Raw genomic sequence first — 17076 nt, 5'->3', positions numbered from 1 at the left:
AATGCGCAAGCTCACAGTAGTTACTGCAGGTCTATCAAATCCTTCCACCACCCGCTCGGTTGCAGATCAGCTCACCAAGGCTGTCGAAGCAGCTGTAACTGCTCGTGGCGAGGCACTCGATATTGAAGTAATTGAGATCCGCGACCTCATCTTTGATCTGGCCACCTCCTTCACCAGCGCTGGTATGAGCTCCCCTGCTCTTGACGCAGCCAAGGAACGACTGGCAAACTCCGGTGGCCTCATCGCCGTCACCCCAGTGTTCACCGCTAGTTATTCCGGCATCTTCAAGATGTTCTTTGATGTTCTTGACCCTAAGACCATTGTGGGTCTGCCAACCATCATTGCAGCCTCCGCAGGATCTGCACGTCACTCCCTCGTGCTCGACCATGCCATCCGCCCACTATTTACTTACCTAAGGGCAGTGGTTGTCCCCACCGGCGTCTTTGCCGCCACCGAGGACTTTGGTACCGAAGCAGGTGCGGATTTTGAAAAGCGCGTCAACCGCGCAGCCGGCGAGCTAGCAACCCTCATGCTGCAGGACTTCAGCAGCGTGGAAGGCCTCGGCGGTGCCACCGCTAACCAAGATGCAGATCTTTCCTTCCGCCGTAATCGCCACACTGGAGTTACCCCGGGTGAAAACTTCAGCAATTTCGCCGATTTGCTTAAAGGCCACGACGGCCAGGTCTAGCCTCTAGCTGCTAGGAACCAACTAGACACAATGCCCACTTACCTATCCTAAAACAGACAAGGTGGTGGGCATTTGTGGGTTTGAGTGTGGTCAGCAACCAATTCAAAAATCATATGGCTAAAATCGGACAAATCATTAACCGGTGATACTCCCAAAGAAAAGGCCCACCATCAGCCATGGCAATTAGCGTAGTAGATCTTTTTAGCGTCGGTATCGGACCATCCTCCTCCCATACCGTAGGCCCAATGAGGGCAGCATTGGAGTTTATCAATCACTCCCCCAGCGAGCACGTGGATATTGTGCTCCACGGTTCCCTCGCAGCCACTGGTCGCGGCCACAATACTGACCGCGCAGTGCTCCTTGGCCTCGTTGGCTGGGAACCAACCACCGTCCCCATTGACGCAGCTCCCATCCCCGGCGCGCCTATTCCAGCACAAGGCAGTGTCAGTGGCCCCCGCGGTACTGTTTCCTACACGCTTACTTTTGATCCCACCCCGTTGCCGGAGCACCCAAACGCCGTGACCTTCAAGGGTGCAACTACCCGCACTTATCTATCGGTTGGCGGTGGCTTTATCCTCAGCCTGGAGGAATTACTCGCGCGTGGACCCCTTGGCTCTGGTGCCTCCACGGTGCACCCAGAAGCCGTCCTGCCCAAGCCTTTTAAAACGGCCGCGGAGCTGCTTAGCTTTGAAGAGGATTTCGCCTCGGTGATGGCAGTAAATGAGGCTGCGATCCACGGTGATACCGCGAAGGTCTATGCCCACCTCGATCACGTATGGCAGATTATGCAGGATTGTGTCGCCCAGGGCATCAATACCCCAGGTACGCTGCCTGGCGGTTTGGAAGTTAGCCGTCGTGCGCCCATGGTTCATGATCTGGTCAAGGGCAAACACAATATCGCGCTGGGTTCTTCCCTCGATGCCATGGAATGGGTCAATCTTTATGCCCTGGCTGTGAATGAGGAAAATGCCGCCGGAGGTCGCGTGGTCACCGCTCCCACCAATGGTGCCGCTGGCATTATCCCCGCTGTCATGCACTACGCCCGGGATTTTCTAGCTGGTTTTAACACCGAACAAGCCCGGATCTTCCTGCTTAGTGCTGGTGCCGTGGGCATTATCATCAAAGAAAATGCCTCAATTTCCGGCGCCGAAGTCGGCTGTCAGGGCGAGGTGGGTTCGGCCTCCGCAATGGCGGCCGCCGGATTGTGTGCGGTGCTGGGTGGAAACTCGCAGCAGGTGGAAAACGCCGCCGAAATCGCGTTGGAGCATAATCTGGGCTTGACCTGCGATCCGGTGGGCGGTTTGGTGCAGATTCCGTGCATTGAGCGCAACGCCATTGGCGCCGTCAAGGCAATTAACGCGGCGCGCCTGGCGCGCATCGGCGAGGGCAATAACCGCGTGAGCCTGGATGATGTGGTGGTGACCATGGCGGCCACCGGCCGCGACATGCTCACCAAATATAAGGAAACCTCCATGGGTGGTTTGGCAACCACCCTTGGGTTCCCGGTTAACTACACCGAGTGCTAGGGCAGGGGGCGTCGAAAAGCGCTTTTCGACGCCCTGATGCTCTAGGCTAGCTTGCCCTTAAGGAATGCCAGCACGCCATCGAGTGAAACATCGTGCTGCTCATGTGCACTCATATCCTTGATGGCGATGGTGTTGTTATCCAGCTCCTGCTCGCCGAGGACGAGGGTGTAGAGTGCGCGGGAACGATCGGCACCCTTCATAGCGCCCTTAAGTCCGCGGTCACCATAGGACATATCGGCAGCAATCCCTGCAGCACGCAGCTCGTTGATGACCACCGCTAGGGCCTTCTTGGCTGCTGCGCCGAGGGCAACGCCATAAACATCAACGCGACGCTCAGCACCAACGGAAACACCTTCAGCTTCCAAAGCCAGCAGGGTGCGGTCCACGCCGAGGCCATAGCCGATGCCAGAAAGATCCTGGCCACCGAGCTGAGCCATGAGGCCGTCATAACGACCGCCACCACCGATGCCAGACTGCGCGCCGAGACCATCGTGCACAAATTCAAAGCAGGTCTTGGTGTAATAATCCAGGCCACGAACCATACGAGGATTTACCTCATAGGCCACGCCCATATCATCAAGCAGGCCGGTGACTGTCTCAAAGTGCTCGCGACAATCAGCGTCGAGGTGATCAAGCATCAGTGGTGCGTCGGCGGTCATTTCCTTGACCTCGGGGCGCTTATCATCAAGTACGCGCAGTGGGTTGATTTCTGCACGCTTGCGGGTTTCCTCATCCAAAGGCAAGGCAAAAAGGAAGTCCTGCAGCTTCTGGCGATAAGCCGGACGGCAATTACGATCACCCAGGCTGGTAAGTTCCAGGCGGAAGCCCTGCAATCCGAGGCTGCGGTAGGAACGATCAGCCAAGGCGATGATCTCTGCATCAAGTGCTGGATCATCAATACCAATAGCCTCTACACCCACCTGCTGCAGCTGACGATAACGTCCCGCCTGGGGACGCTCATAGCGGAAGAAAGGTCCTGCATAGTTGAGCTTGACTGGCAGCTGGCCGCGATCGAGGCTGTGCTCAATTACCGCACGCATAACACCTGCAGTGCCTTCTGGACGCAGGGTGACAGAACGCTCACCACGGTCGGCGAAGGTGTACATTTCCTTGCTCACCACGTCGGTGGATTCACCAACGCCGCGGGCAAAAAGTCCGGTGTCTTCAAAGATTGGCAGCTCGATGTGCTCGAAGCCGGCGTTATGAGCCTGCTGGATAAAGGCATCTCGTACAGCTAGAAAAGCGGCAGACTGCGGTGGGGTGTAGTCAGGGACACCCTTGGGGGCAGCAAAGGGCTGGATCTTTTCGGACTTTTTCTGTTCACTCACGATTATTAACGATACCTATTCACTGTTGTGGTGGAAGTACTTGCCTGGTTTATTGAGCGTTTAAGGCCAGCAGATATGGATTTCCCATACGCTCTGCTCGCATGGTGGTGGTAGGACCGTGGCCGGGCAGGATCTGTAAAGCGTCATCCAGTCCCAGGACGACAGTGCGCAAGGAATTGGTCATGGCAGCATCATCTGAATAGTCAAGATCTGTGCGGCCAATGGACCCCTTGAAGAGGACGTCGCCAGAGAAGCAATATTCTTTACCAACCAACAAGGTGCAGCCAGGAGAATGCCCCGGTGCATGTGCGAGGGTAAATTCCTCGCCGGCGAGGGTGATGGTTTCTCCATCAAAGAGTTCAAACACTGACTCTGGCGCGGGATTTACCATATTGGCGGCGTCGAAAAGCATGGCAGTTTTGGTGGTGGATACTTTATAGCCCTCAAAGAAGAAGATATCGTCTTTGTGGATATACACCGGGGCCTGAAAACGCTGCGCTAAAGCGCCAGCATCCCTAATGTGGTCGATATGCCCGTGGGTGAGCACGATTTTGTCGACATTTAAATCATTGCTGGTGATGTACTCAACCAGATCATCATAAGAGTGCATACCGGGATCGATGATGGCTACATCCTTATCACCGCGTACCAGATAACAATTGGTCTTATAAGGACCTGCCGCAAAACCGAGAATTTCCATAAGGCCTAAGTCTAATGCGCCCTGCTATAAACTTAAGAACACGCTGCAGGTTTAAATGTCATGATCGCACGGTAGAGTGGCTCAAGTTAATATGGTGAAGGTTTTTAGCTACGGCTGAATCCACCAAAGACACTGAATGAGGCAAGGGATCAAACTCTGTGAGCACTAATAAGGATCGTCGCCAAAAGGCGCTGTCCCAGCTTGAAAAAGAAATTAAAAGCCGGGATCGAAAAGAAAAAACGAAACCATTGACAGTTGTTTTTGCATCTTTGGCTGTCATCCTCGTTGTCGTTGGCGGAATCTGGTACGCCTCTACTCGGGGGACCGAAGATGAGGCAATCACTGCAGAAGAATCTTCGGCCAGCACCACTGCAGCTCCGGACTACGAGACCTTGTCTCTAACTCGCGCCACTGCTCTCTCTGACACCGTCACCTGTGAATACACTGACGCCGGCGAGGCTTCCCGCACCGTTTCCAAGCCCGCAACTGAGAATATTCCAGCTACCGGTACTGTTACCGTTACCCTGGCTACCGCTCAGGGCAATATTGGCATGGAACTTGATCGTTCCGTCTCCCCTTGTACTGTCAACGCAGTTGAGCACTTTGCTTCCGAGGGCTATTACAACGACACCATCTGCCACCGCATCACCACCGATGGTATCTACGTACTCCAGTGCGGCGATCCAAGCGGCACCGGCGCTGGTGGCCCAGGCTTCAACTTTGCCAATGAGTACCCAACCGATGAAGAAACTGATACCACCACCCCTGTGATCTACTCCCGTGGCACCATTGCTATGGCAAACGCTGGTGCGGGTACCAATGGTTCCCAGTTCTTCCTCAACTACCAGGATTCCCCACTGGCTCCTAACTACACCTACTTCGGCAAGATCACCGATGAAGGCCTGGCAACCCTCGATTCCATCGCTGCAGCTGGTGCTGCCGATGGCGCAAGCGACGGCGCACCGGCAACCGAGGTTCGAATTAGCACCGCAACTGTGAGCTAAATTCACCCCGCACATTAAGGTGCCGCAACACTCAGGGAGTGTTGCGGCACCTTTTATTTAGCGCGCCATTTTGGGCTTCTCGACGGATGCCTGACAGTCAAACAGCAGCTAGCATTAAAACTTCTCTAAATGAATTTTTGAAACAGAAAGCACTTTCCTGAACGGTAGCTAAGAATGAAAAATTGCAGTTAAATGCAATATATACCCACTTATTTTAGTAACCCCGTAAAGGGGTAAAAGATACACAGCATTCATACGCGCAATTTTATAAAAGGCCGTTATTCTTTTAAAAAAGGGCTTTTAATGACAGTTTTATCCCAAGTCTTAGGATTTCTGCTCATTTCCATCACTAAACGCTTGCAAGCCGGTAACACCACAGTTAAGGTGATCAGAGAAATTATACTTCCCTGAAACGAAGGACCCAGGACATGAAGCTCTTCTCCCGTAACTCCCTGGTTGCACTTGGCACTGCAGCAGCAATCACCGCCTCTGCACTCACCGTTCCTGCTTTTGCTCAGGATGAATCCCCCTCTGCATCTGCATCGGCATCTGCATCGGCATCTGCATCGGCTTCTCCATCTCCAAGCCCAGAGCCAACCCCTACCACTAAGACTGTAACTGTTACCCCAACTCCGGAAAACGGTTCTTCTGACACCAAGACCATCACCGCATGGATCAGCATCATTACCGCAGTTATCGGTGCGCTGTCCACCATCCTGTCCTTCACCAGCAAGCTGGACACCTACTTCCAGTAAATTTTATTTACTCTTAGTAGTCCAAAAACCCGGTGTGAAACTTCTTCACACTGGGTTTTTGCGTTCCTCAACTAAGAGGCTGTGGCGAGATCCTTTTAAAGGATCTCGCCACAGCCTCTAAAGAAATAGCTCTAGCCGCCTGAAGTTACGCGGTACACATCAAATACGCCTTCAGCATTTCGCAGCTGTGTCATCAATGAGCCCAATTGCTTGGTATCAGACACCGCGAAAGTAAAGCGCACTGTAGCAACACGATCCTCCGAGCAATGAGAATTCATGGCCGTCACCGAAACCTTTTGCTCATTGATCACACGTGTGAGTTCAAAGAGCAATCCCGCACGATCCAGCGCCTCGAGCTGCAAGGTCGCAGAAAATACAGAGCCTTGACCTTCTGAAGCCCATTCCACTGACACCATGCGTTCTGGTTCTTCACGCAGCTTCTCCGCATTGGTGCAGTCAGTACGGTGGACGGAAACTCCACCACCACGGGTAACAAATCCAAAGATCTCATCACCAGGAACTGGCATACAGCACTTGGCCAGCTTTGCCATCACATCTGGACTGCCCTCAACGAGGATGCCGGTGGCGCTTTCGGTATTGGTCCGAGAGTTAACAAGCTCACTAAAGGGCGTGCGTGCAACTAATGCATCTTCTGCATCTTCCACATCGCCGAAGATGGCCATGAGGCGGTTAACCACATGCTTCGCAGACACTGAACCAGAGCCGATGGCAGTATACAGCGCATCTACATCTGGGTAATGCAGTTCGGTCGCAACTGTCTTCATCGACGCTGCGGTGAAGAGACGGTGCATTGGCAAACCACCGCGTTGGATGACAGCTGCGAGGGAATCGCGACCGGCTTCCAAGTATTCTTCGCGGCGTTCCTTAGCGAACCATTGACGGATTTTCGCCTTGGCTCGTGGGGAAACCACAAAGTCCTGCCAACCACGGCTTGGACCAGCATTTTGATCCTTAGAGGTAAAGATCTCTACGCGGTCACCGGATTCCAGCTTGGTTTCAAGTGCAACCAGCTTGCCATTGATCTTGGCGCCAATGCAGCGATGTCCAACCTCCGTGTGCACGGCATAGGCGAAGTCCACCGGAGTTGAATCCATCGGCAGGTTCACCACGTCGCCCTTGGGGGTAAACACGAAAATCTGCTTCGAGGTTAAGTCATAACGCAGGCTATCGAGGAACTCGTTAGGATCGGCAGCTTCTTTTTGCCAATCCAACAGCTGGCGCATCCACGCCATCTGATCCACCTCGGTCTGTTCGCCATTATGGCTGCCTTTGGTTTCCTTGTAGCGCCAGTGTGCGGCAATGCCGAACTCTGCGTTGTAGTGCATTTCATGGGTACGCGCCTGCACCTCAAGTGGCTTGCCGCCGGGCCCCATGACTGTGGTATGCAGGGACTGATAAACGCCAAAACGTGGGGCGGAAATATAGTCCTTAAAACGACCGGGCAAGGCGTTGAAAATAGAGTGCACCACGCCAATGGCGGAATAACAGTTATTGACGTTATCAACCAGGATACGAATGCCGACGAGATCAAAGATGTCGTCAAAATCGCGACCCCTTACAATCATCTTTTGATAGATGGACCAATAGTGCTTTGGTCGGCCAAGAACCTCTGCCGGAATATTATTTTCCCGCAGGCCAGCGGTAACCTGATCAATAATCTCTTTGAGATAACGATCTCGGGAAGGCGCGCGGTTTGCTACCAGGCGCACAATCTCTTCATATTTCTTGGGATAAAGAATGGCGAAGGAAAGATCTTCCAATTCCCACTTCACGCTGGCCATACCCAAGCGGTGCGCCAAAGGCGCAATTACCTCTAGAGTCTGGCGAGCCTTTTTGGCCTGCTTTTCTGGCGGCAGGAAGCGCATCGTACGCATATTGTGCAGACGGTCCGCCACCTTGATGACCAATACACGAGGGTCTTGACTCATGGCGACGATCATTTTGCGGATAGTCTCGGCCTCGGCAGCAGCGCCTAGGGCAACCTTGTCCAGCTTGGTAACACCATCAACAAGACGGGCTACTTCCCCACCAAAATCATTGGTGAGGTCATCGAGGGAGTAATCAGTATCCTCCACTGTGTCGTGCAAAAGTGCTGCGACCAAGGTGGTGGTATCCATGCCAATTTCAGCGGCAATGGTGGCTACCGCCAAAGGGTGCGTGATGTAGGGGTCACCGGATTTACGGACAACACCTTCATGCAAGTGCTCGGCGGTGTCATAGGCACGCTCAAGCACAGCGGCATCAGCACGCGGGTGAAACTTGCGATGAATGCTTAGCAGCGGATCCAAAACTGGATTGGTTCTTACCCTGTTACCGGTAAGACTGCGGGCAAGCCTGGCTGACATGCTGCGCATGCCAATGGAAGATTTCTGCGGATTACGCTCCAGACTCATTTTCCTGCCGCCTTTCTTGATCCCTTATTTAGGATCTCTGACCACGATGACAGCCTTATCACCGAGACGTTCACGTCCACCAAGGCCTTCGACCTCAATAGCGAGAACATATCCGGAGACTTCGCCGCCACAGGATTCAATTAGTTTACGTGCTGCACCCAAGGTTCCGCCGGTTGCAAGCACATCATCAACCAAAACAACCTTTTTACCAGCTAAATCAATACCCTCGGAAGGAATTTCCAAAGCTGCGGTGCCATACTCCAAGGCATACTCTTGGCTTTGCACTGGAGGGGGAAGCTTGCCCCGCTTGCGAATCGCCATGATGCCGAGACCAAGTTTGTAAGCCACGGCGGAACCCAGCAAAAAACCACGTGCATCCAGGCCACCAATAACATCGGCGCCGAGATTTTCAGCTGCTTCAGCCATGGCATCAACGACTGCTGCAAATGCTTCTGCGTCTGCCAAGACTGGAGTGAGATCCTCGAAAAGCACGCCCTCTGATGGGAAGTCCTGGACATAGCGAGTCTTCTCCAGGAGGGCCTGACGTGCCCTTTCAAAGGTGCTCTGAGCTGCTTCGGTCACTACTTAATCCTCACTTCTGGACCAACGGTCCATGTTCCATCCGATACCGGAAAGATCTGTATTAACAACAACGTTACCGACTGTGCGGTCTATCACAAACACGCGGGGCTGAGCGGCCAAAGGAATTGAAGGAACTTCAGTCCACAATTCTTCTTCGGTCTTGCGAGTTGCCTCTGGATCTGAGCCTAGAGAATTTGCACTTCCATATTCCCTATTGGGGTCCACTGCGCGCAAAACTGCATCAAGTGTGCCCTCGGCATATTGCTCATAACCCCATTCGCTGACAATCGTTCGACTGAGATCACTCAGGCTTACTTCACCAGCGGAAGCATCAACAACCGTGATCCCTGCAGGTTCACAACTAACCCTAATCGCTTCAACCATCGCAGCCTTGCGTTCATCAGGGCCATCATATCCAATGCGAATAGTTTGACCTGCAAGCGCAGATGCTGCATTAGTATCCACAGCCAGGTGCTGTGCCGGTAAATCACCCAGTTGTTGCACAACGGGATTTTGGTGACGCACCGAATGCACAGCAACTGCTGGAACCTCAATTCCAGAAACCCGGGAAGAAGCCGCTGCTACCGCCTGTTGATCCACACATGCTGCAAATGCTTGGCGCGCTTCGGGGGAATAGAACACTCCTGCAGAGCCCAAGGTGAGTTGCTCGGTGAGTACACCCACTTCTTCCTTAATGTCATAAGGACTCATGGGGTCATCACGGTTTACCCAGGCTTCATTCTCCCAAGCTCCCACATCAGCAATTTGTAGGTTACCAGCCGTGGCAATGGCATTGAGATCAGAGCCCTTTGGCCACATAGTGACCTCTTCCTCAACAGCTTGATCACCGCTATAAAACTCATTGCGGATTAATTTGACCTCGCCGAATTCACCGACGGATTCGATCTTGTAGGGACCCGAGGATACCTGCAATGCAGGGTTAAAGTTCTCGAGTTGGAAGCCCTCATTCCAAATGCGTGCTACAGGTTCGAGAGTTGCTGCATCTTTGTTGTGCAAAGCAGTATTAAGTTCTTCGAGCGCCAGCCCAGCCTCGGCAGCGATGGCATGCGCAGGCAAAACGGTGCCCTGGTCGAATAAATAACGCCAGCGCTCGCCCTGGTCTTCTTTGAAAACTACGGTGGCAGTTTTAGAACCAGAAACGCAGTCAACTCTTTCGATCTGGGAAGTCAACGGCACTGCAGAATTAAAGGTGCCCGGCATTTGGGCAGCGGTTGCGGAAAGCAGGAAATCATCACAAACCACCGGCTGACCATCGGAGTATTTGGCTTCCGCGTTAATTGTGTAGATAACTTGGCGGTTAATTCCGGGCAATACCTGGGCTGATGCGAGATCAGTATTGGGAATCATCTGACCGGAAGGACCTTGGACATAAACTGCCGGATACAAGCGGGCAGCGAGCAAGCCTGCCTCAGTTGCCACGCCTTTGAGAGATGCTGCGTTGGCGGTGGAGAGTGAAGAATTAACCGCGTACCCAAAGTGGCTAGTTTGGTGGCTTGTTGGTTCTTCCCCTGCTTCACTACAGCTAGCCAGCAAAAAGGCGGTCGCTATAAGTGCCCCTACACTGCGTGACCTAGCAAACTTCATGTGCGCAGTACCCAGCCTTTCCAAAATTCTATTAGATCAGCAATTATACGGATGTCGCCCCTCAAAGTGGCAAATCCCGCCGAGCAGCGCTGAAACTGCTCGGCGGGATTGGAGGCCTCGATCAAGAAAATTTAATCGCGACCCGGGCGCCAGGTACCACCAGGCCGGTGATCTTCTGCCACCGGTTTGGTGATAGTGCGCTTCTTCGGAGTTTTAGGCTCAGTAACTTCAGTTACTGGGGCACTCTCCTGCTCCCCAGTGACCGGGCTCAGTGGCACGGCAGGGGTGGCGTCGATAAGTGCAGTCTTTTCCTGCCTCTCGGCAACAACTTCAGCGGTGTGCTGCTTGGTCTTGGACAGGCGGGTTTTGAGGCTGACCAGCAACGGGGTGGCGAGGAAGACGGAGGAGAAGGTGCCTTCGATCACGCCGATGAGCTGGATCAATGCGAGGTCCTTCAGGGTACCGACGCCCATCATCCACACGGCCACGACCATCAAGGCGATGATTGGAAGCGCGGAAATGATAGTAGTGGAGATCGATCGCATGAAGGTTTGGTTGACCGCTAAGTTGGATTGTTCGGCGTAGGTGCGCCGGTGGCTGCCCTCATAACCTGCGGTATTCTCGCGGACTTTATCAAAAACCACGACGGTGTCGTAGATGGAGAAGGTCAGGACGGTAAGCAGACCGATCACAGTTGCGGGCGATACCTCAAGGCCAATGACTGCGTAGGTGCCTGCGATGACAATGCCGTCCACAATCAAAGCCACCATGGCGGCAATCGCCATCTCACGCTCGAGGCGGAAGGCGATGTAAATTGCGGCAACAATCAGGAAGGCGATCAAAGCCAGCAACATGCGCTGGGTAATGGTGGAACCCCAAGACTCAGACACGGTGGAATTACCAATGGCATCCGGGCTGGGCTGGCCTTCAGCATTAAGAGGCTGGAATTCCTCATAGATGGCCAGGCGGGCCTTTTCAATCTGCTCATCGCTGAGGCGCTCAGAATGGATTTCCAGGGTGCGCGCATCGCCAGAACCGACGATCTGCACGGTTTCTGGCTCCACGCCGGTTGCCTCGACGAAGGTCTCCTCCACTGCCTCGGTGGAATAATCCGCCGCTGGCATGTTCATCTTGGTTCCACCCTCGAAGTCGATGCTTAGTGAGAAGCCTCGCACCGCAATGAAGAGGATGGAAATGATCAAGAGGAAAAGGGTGATGCCGTACCAGATTTTGGACTTGCCAATAAAGTCGATGCCACCGTCACCGGTGTACAAACTGTTAAAAAGTCCACCTTTTGACTTCACTTGTGGTTTCTCCTGAGAAACGTTGGAAGCTGATGATTCAGTCATTGCTCTTAGTCCTCCTTCTTCTCAGAGTCTGCCGGGGTCACTGGAGTCGCTGAATCCGCAGGGGCCTCGGTTGCGTAAGTGGACTTCTCAGCTGCGTGGATCTTCTTCAAAAATTTCGGCTCATCTAGTTCGCCGGCGGCGCGACGCTGATCAACCAACTTATAAACCCGAGCCATGCCATTGACGGAAGTCTTAGCAAAGAATGGATTACGTGATGCCAGGATAACCAATGGTGCGGTAACCAGGAAGGTAACAACCAAGTCGAAGACAGTGGTGAGACCAAGGGTGAAAGCGAAGCCCTTCACTTCACCAACTGCCAGCAGGTAAATCACGATAGCGCCCAAAAGGGTGACCATATTACCGGTGACGATGGTGCGCTTAGCACTATCCCAAGCACGTGGGACGGAGGAGCGGAAGGAACGTCCCTCGCGGATTTCATCCTTAATACGCTCATAGAAGACCACAAAGGAGTCGGCGGTGGTACCGATACCGATGATCAAACCAGCTATGCCGGCAAGGTCAAGGGAGTATCCAATCCAGCGGCCCAGCAGTACCAAGGAGCCGTAGACCAACAGGCCTGCAGCAAAGAGAGTGAAGAGGGAAATAAAACCGAAGAAGCGGTAATAAGCGAACACAAAGATCGCAACCAGTGCCAAGCCGACTAGACCAGCGATCAGGCCAGCCTTCAGGGAAGCAGCGCCGAGTGATGGTGGAACCGTGGTGGTAGTTCCTCCCCTTTCACCGTTTTCACCAGCGAAGCTCAAAGGCAGTGCGCCATAGCGCAAGTTGTTAGCCAATTCCTGCGCCTCGGTTTGAGTGAAGTCACCGGTAATTGAGGTTGCAGAACCAACTGGAGTTGCAGACTGAATAACTGGTGCAGAAATAACCTCAGAGTCCAAAGTGATAGCAATTTGCTGCTGCAGGTACTCGTTGGTCAAGGAAGCCCAGGTAGCAGAACCCTGCTCGCCATCGCCAGACTTAAAAGCAAAGCTAATTTCCATCTGACCGGTCTGCGTGTTGAAGCCGCCGGTGATTGGGCGATCGGTATCAATCTCATTACCGGTCAAACGAGCGCCATTTTCCTCATCGGTTTCACCGTTAAGCAGTGGCACTGGATCAAGAATATAAACGCCACCGGCAGCTGGATCACAGGCCACCAAAGGTAGCTTCGGATCATCGGTGCCAGCGATTGGGTCAAGGCCGCTATCAGCGGAGCACTGCATCAAGGAGCTGGCCGCAATCTGAGTGGTGGGATCGAGTGATTGGCGATCCCCACGCAGCATTTCGGTGATTTCTTGACGGCGAGCGGTTGCCTCAATAGAGTTTGCTGGCTCTTCCAAAGGAGTTGCAGAAACTGTAGGAGCTGGGGTCTCCGCTGGAGCTTCAGTACCCGCAGCCTCAGCCTGGGAAGCAGCAGATTGCGCCACCGCGGTGTTCATTTCAGCCAGCGCAGCATTTGCCTGCTCGGAAGTGATAACACCATACTCAACCCAACGATTAGCCATTTCTTCCAATGCTGGCATCAAAGTGGTGGTATCAGGCATTCCAGCTTGTCCCACAGGACGGAAATTAAGCTGAGAGGTCTGGCCAAGTGCCTGCGCCTGGGAGGTATCCTCACCTGGAACGGTGATGACCAGGGTGTTTCCATCAGCAACCACGCTAGCGCCACTGACACCCATGCCATTGACACGATTTTCCAAAATGGTGCGGGCCTGGTTGAGCTGGTCCTGAGTAGGCTCTTCACCTTGAGGAACCAGGGTAACTCGAGTTCCGCCCTGAAGATCAATGCCCAGCTTTGGAGTTGCTGAACGATCCCCTGTAAATAATACGAGCGCATAAATTCCGACAACGATGAGAAAAAACACTGCAATTGCGCGTTTTGGCCATCGTTCCCAAGCACTAGCGGCACGCTTTTTCTGCCGAGCCAAGTAACTCTCCTTATAAATTAGTGGTCTTTTAAACCCCAAAAAGCTAAAGCGCTTTTCGACGCCCACCGCCGCAGGTTGCCCGCTAGGTAGCCGGGGGCTACGACGCTTCAGGGGCACCTGGGATAAATCCGGGTGAACCAAAAGATCTGGCGCTTACCGTCGAATATGGTACGCCATTGGTTTTGTTTTGCAGTGGCTTATCCCTGTGAGTCCCCCACTCATTTCTGAAGCAGAGAAACACTCAAAGTCCTTTAAGCTAAAAATAAAACACCTTCCAGGCAGGATAATCTTAATCCCACCCGTAGGGTGTTTGCTTTATTTATAGATTTTCAGGGTGTCCCTGGTTACGACCATCGGTGTTGTCACCACGGTCAAGATCAGTTTCAGGCTCGAAGTTATCCTCCACCACGGCCTGTGGAGCGTTTGCCTTTGCCAAAACGCGCACCACTGCCAGTTTTTCAAAGGTGCTGATAACACCAGGAGCGATTTCCAAATCCACAGTTTCTGCGGTGGTGGAAACTACTGTGACATGCTGACCAGAGGTGGTCACCACGCGGTCACCTGGCACCAATGATTCCTGCAGTTTGTGGATCTCCGTCATCTTGGCGCGCTGACGGCGACTCATCAAGAAGGAAGGAATAATAAGGATGGCAAGGAGAATAATCAGAAACATGATGTCCATGCTTAGCTAGTTTGCCAGACGATAAGAAAATCTTCTTGCCCGGGGGCACTAGCTTCGCATTTTAATAATCTCCGATGGTGCCTTCTGGCGGCTCTAAACCAAGGTGACGCCATGCCGTTGCTGTTGCCACGCGGCCTCGTCCCGTTCGGGCAATCATCCCGGCGCGCACCAAATATGGTTCGCAGACTTCCTCCACGGTGGCGGCTTCTTCGCCTACAGCCACAGCCAAGGTATTTACGCCTACTGGCCCACCGCCATGTCCGCGGATAAGTGCATCAAGCACTGCACGGTCCAGGCGATCTAGTCCAAGTTCATCCACATCAAAAACGATCAGGGCAGCGTTAGCGGCACCCATATTGATGTGTCCATCGGCATGAACCTCGGCAAAGTCGCGGACACGGCGCAGCAGACGGTTTGCGATACGCGGTGTGCCACGGGAACGTGAAGCGATTTCTACCGCTGCATCATCATCAATGCCGACGTTGAGAATCTTGGCTGTACGCTTGACCACTTTGGTGAGGTCTGCGACATCATAAAATTCCATTTGGGCGGTAAAGCCAAAGCGGTCACGCAAAGGTCCGGTGAGCATGCCGGATCGCGTGGTTGCACCTACCAAGGTAAAAGGTGGGATCTCCAAGGGGATGGAGGTAGCGCCTGGGCCTTTGCCGACGATGACATCGATGCGGAAATCTTCCATCGCCATGTAGAGCATTTCCTCGGCAGGACGGGCAATGCGGTGGATCTCATCAATAAAGAGAACATCACCTTCCATGAGGTTGGAGAGCATGGCTGCCAAGTCTCCTGCTCGCTCGAGGGCGGGGCCTGAGGTCATGCGCAGGCTGGTACCCAGTTCCTGCGCGATAATCATGGCCATGGTGGTCTTACCCAGACCGGGTGGACCAGAGAGCAAAACATGGTCGGGTACTACCCCACGCTTTTTGGCGCCGGTGAGCACCAAGCTCAGCTGGTCGCGGACCTTTGGCTGGCCAATAAACTCTTGGAGAGATTTAGGGCGCAGCGTCACTTCAGTTTCATGCTCTTCGGGCAGGAGGTTAGCATCCACCGTGGCATCAGCTGGCCGGCCTGCGCCATTTCGGCGGGGCGGAATTCCCCCGGGGATTTCAAACTCTGTTTTCTCAATGTCTGACATCTTTTAACTCCCGCCTACTTTCCGCTGAGTTTTGCCAAAGCAGCGCGGAGAGCTCCACTGGTATCCAAAGTTGGATCAACGCTGAGCACAAAAGCCACGGCTTCTTCAGATTGCTTTTCACTAAACCCTAATCCGATAAGTGCTTGGGTGACTTGTTCAACCACCACGACAGATGCCACTGGGCTATCGCTGAGGGATAGTTGTGGCTGGTTGGGGTCAACAACGCCGGCGCTAAAGGCTGCCACTTTATCTTTAAGCTCCACGATGAGGCGATCTGCCATGCGCTTACCGACACCGGGGACTCTTTGCAGAGTTTTGGAATCACCATTGGCAATAGCTTGGGAGATCTCGAGTGGGCTCAGCACTGATTCACAAGCAAGGGCAAGACGTGGACCCAATCCAGAAACGGTTTGAAGCACGGCAAACATCTCGCGGGATTCATTGTCGATAAATCCATAGAGTTTCATGGCATCTTCACGAACCACCATGGTGGTGAGGATGAGGGCTTCTTCTCCCCTGGTCAAACGCGCCAAGGTATTAGGTGTTGTGGTTACCTCATAACCCACACCCTGGCATTCGATAACCGCAGAACTGAGTCCAATATTAATGACGGTGCCGCGCAGTGATGCAATCATGAAAACTCTCCAATGGTCTAAAAGTGTGCTTGTCGACGAGGTCGATTATGGCTTTTCCGCGGAGCCACTATGTTGTTTGGCATTAAATACTGATTTTGCTTTGCCCAGTTTGCCTTGCTGTTGGCGACGAAGATTTTCTAATTCTTTTACCGATACCTTGGCGCGCATTAGCAGTGGTGCACGCCAACAATGACATACCGCTAGTGCAAGAGCATCGGCAGCGTCGGCGGGTTTTGGAGCCTCAGCCAAACCCAAAATCCTGGTAATCATCACCGTCATTTGTTTCTTATCAGCGCGGCCATTTCCGGTGATGGCCTTTTTCACCTCACTGGGGGTGTACATATGCACTGGTAGCCCACGTTCAGCAGCTGCCAAAATAAGCACACCCACGGCATGCGCAGTATTCATCACGGTGGAGACATTGCCACGCTCAAAAACTCTTTCAATGGCGATGACATCTGGGGTGTATTCATCCATCCAATCGCCCACCGCTTTGTTGAGGCGCAATAGGCGTTCAGCGAGTTCGGCTTCAGAGGGCGTGCGTACAACTCCCACTGATACGGGATAAACGGTTCGACCACGGCCTGCTTGGACGACAGAAAGTCCACATCGAGTCAGGCCTGGGTCAATACCCATCACCCTTAATCCCTCATGGTTCATTGTCTTTTATCCATCCTCACAAGCACCCAGCGACACATCCCGCCTAAAAGCTGAACTGCACACTATTTCC

Annotated in this window: 15 protein-coding genes; 4 read left to right on the top strand and 11 right to left on the bottom strand. The window is 53.3% G+C overall.

Annotation, left to right across the window (positions count from 1 at the left end):
- Window position 1 precedes the first annotated feature (1 nt).
- Together SFC07_RS02980 and SFC07_RS02975 are read left to right on the top strand one after the other, a co-directional pair.
- Window positions 2-688, top strand: a complete 687-nt coding sequence (locus SFC07_RS02980) for an FMN reductase (RefSeq protein WP_411206729.1) — start codon at window positions 2-4, stop codon at window positions 686-688.
- 176 nt (window positions 689-864) lie between these two features.
- On the top strand, window positions 865-2214 hold the full coding sequence (locus SFC07_RS02975; protein ID WP_411206728.1) for an L-serine ammonia-lyase: 1350 nt from the start codon (window positions 865-867) through the stop codon (window positions 2212-2214).
- A 41-nt stretch (window positions 2215-2255) separates the two neighbouring features.
- Here the strand turns inward: SFC07_RS02975 and hisS are convergent, their stop codons facing one another.
- Together hisS and SFC07_RS02965 are read right to left on the bottom strand one after the other, a co-directional pair.
- Window positions 2256-3542 (bottom strand): histidine--tRNA ligase, encoded by a 1287-nt coding sequence (gene hisS / locus SFC07_RS02970; protein ID WP_411206727.1) that lies wholly within the window; start codon window positions 3540-3542, stop codon window positions 2256-2258.
- Window positions 3543-3591: 49 nt separating this feature from the next.
- Window positions 3592-4242, bottom strand: coding sequence for an MBL fold metallo-hydrolase (locus SFC07_RS02965; RefSeq protein ID WP_411206726.1), 651 nt, complete (start codon window positions 4240-4242; stop codon window positions 3592-3594).
- Between the two features lie 158 nt (window positions 4243-4400).
- Between SFC07_RS02965 and SFC07_RS02960 the strand changes: the two genes are divergently transcribed.
- Together SFC07_RS02960 and SFC07_RS02955 are read left to right on the top strand one after the other, a co-directional pair.
- Complete coding sequence (locus SFC07_RS02960; protein ID WP_411206725.1) at window positions 4401-5246, top strand: peptidylprolyl isomerase; 846 nt, start codon at window positions 4401-4403, stop codon at window positions 5244-5246.
- 428 nt (window positions 5247-5674) lie between these two features.
- Window positions 5675-6001 carry a hypothetical protein gene (locus tag SFC07_RS02955; protein WP_411206724.1) on the top strand — a complete coding sequence of 109 codons (327 nt, stop codon included), beginning with the start codon at window positions 5675-5677 and terminating at the stop codon, window positions 5999-6001.
- 131 nt (window positions 6002-6132) lie between these two features.
- On the opposite strand, the gene SFC07_RS02950 is transcribed toward SFC07_RS02955, so the two are convergent.
- The 9 genes from SFC07_RS02950 to ruvC all read right to left on the bottom strand — a co-directional run bounded on the left by SFC07_RS02950 (window position 6133) and on the right by ruvC (window position 17006).
- Window positions 6133-8415, bottom strand: coding sequence for a RelA/SpoT family protein (locus SFC07_RS02950; RefSeq protein ID WP_411206723.1), 2283 nt, complete (start codon window positions 8413-8415; stop codon window positions 6133-6135).
- A gap of 24 nt (window positions 8416-8439) precedes the next feature.
- A complete protein-coding gene (locus SFC07_RS02945) occupies window positions 8440-8997 on the bottom strand; it encodes an adenine phosphoribosyltransferase (protein ID WP_411206722.1) in 558 nt (185 codons plus the stop codon).
- 3 nt (window positions 8998-9000) lie between these two features.
- The gene (locus tag SFC07_RS02940) at window positions 9001-10602 is read right to left on the bottom strand and encodes an ABC transporter substrate-binding protein (RefSeq protein WP_411206721.1); all 1602 of its coding nucleotides are present in this window, start codon (window positions 10600-10602) and stop codon (window positions 9001-9003) included.
- A 131-nt stretch (window positions 10603-10733) separates the two neighbouring features.
- A complete protein-coding gene (gene secF, locus SFC07_RS02935; protein WP_411206720.1) occupies window positions 10734-11951 on the bottom strand; it encodes a protein translocase subunit SecF in 1218 nt (405 codons plus the stop codon).
- A 5-nt stretch (window positions 11952-11956) separates the two neighbouring features.
- Window positions 11957-13879: a protein translocase subunit SecD gene (secD, locus tag SFC07_RS02930; RefSeq protein ID WP_411206719.1), complete on the bottom strand. Its 1923-nt coding sequence runs from the start codon at window positions 13877-13879 to the stop codon at window positions 11957-11959.
- 319 nt (window positions 13880-14198) lie between these two features.
- A complete protein-coding gene (gene yajC / locus SFC07_RS02925) occupies window positions 14199-14561 on the bottom strand; it encodes a preprotein translocase subunit YajC (RefSeq protein ID WP_411206718.1) in 363 nt (120 codons plus the stop codon).
- 61 nt (window positions 14562-14622) lie between these two features.
- Window positions 14623-15711, bottom strand: a complete 1089-nt coding sequence (gene ruvB / locus SFC07_RS02920; RefSeq protein WP_411206717.1) for a Holliday junction branch migration DNA helicase RuvB — start codon at window positions 15709-15711, stop codon at window positions 14623-14625.
- A gap of 14 nt (window positions 15712-15725) precedes the next feature.
- Window positions 15726-16346: a Holliday junction branch migration protein RuvA gene (ruvA, locus tag SFC07_RS02915; RefSeq protein WP_411206716.1), complete on the bottom strand. Its 621-nt coding sequence runs from the start codon at window positions 16344-16346 to the stop codon at window positions 15726-15728.
- 45 nt (window positions 16347-16391) lie between these two features.
- Window positions 16392-17006 (bottom strand): crossover junction endodeoxyribonuclease RuvC, encoded by a 615-nt coding sequence (gene ruvC, locus SFC07_RS02910; protein ID WP_411206715.1) that lies wholly within the window; start codon window positions 17004-17006, stop codon window positions 16392-16394.
- Between the last annotated feature and the right edge of the window lie 70 nt (window positions 17007-17076).

Origin of the sequence: Corynebacterium callunae, assembly GCF_046592015.1 — a bacterium.
Taxonomy (GTDB): Bacteria; Actinomycetota; Actinomycetes; order Mycobacteriales; family Mycobacteriaceae; genus Corynebacterium; species Corynebacterium callunae_A.
The sequence above is the reverse complement of the archived record's forward strand: the minus strand, read 5'-3'. Positions and strand labels throughout refer to the sequence as shown.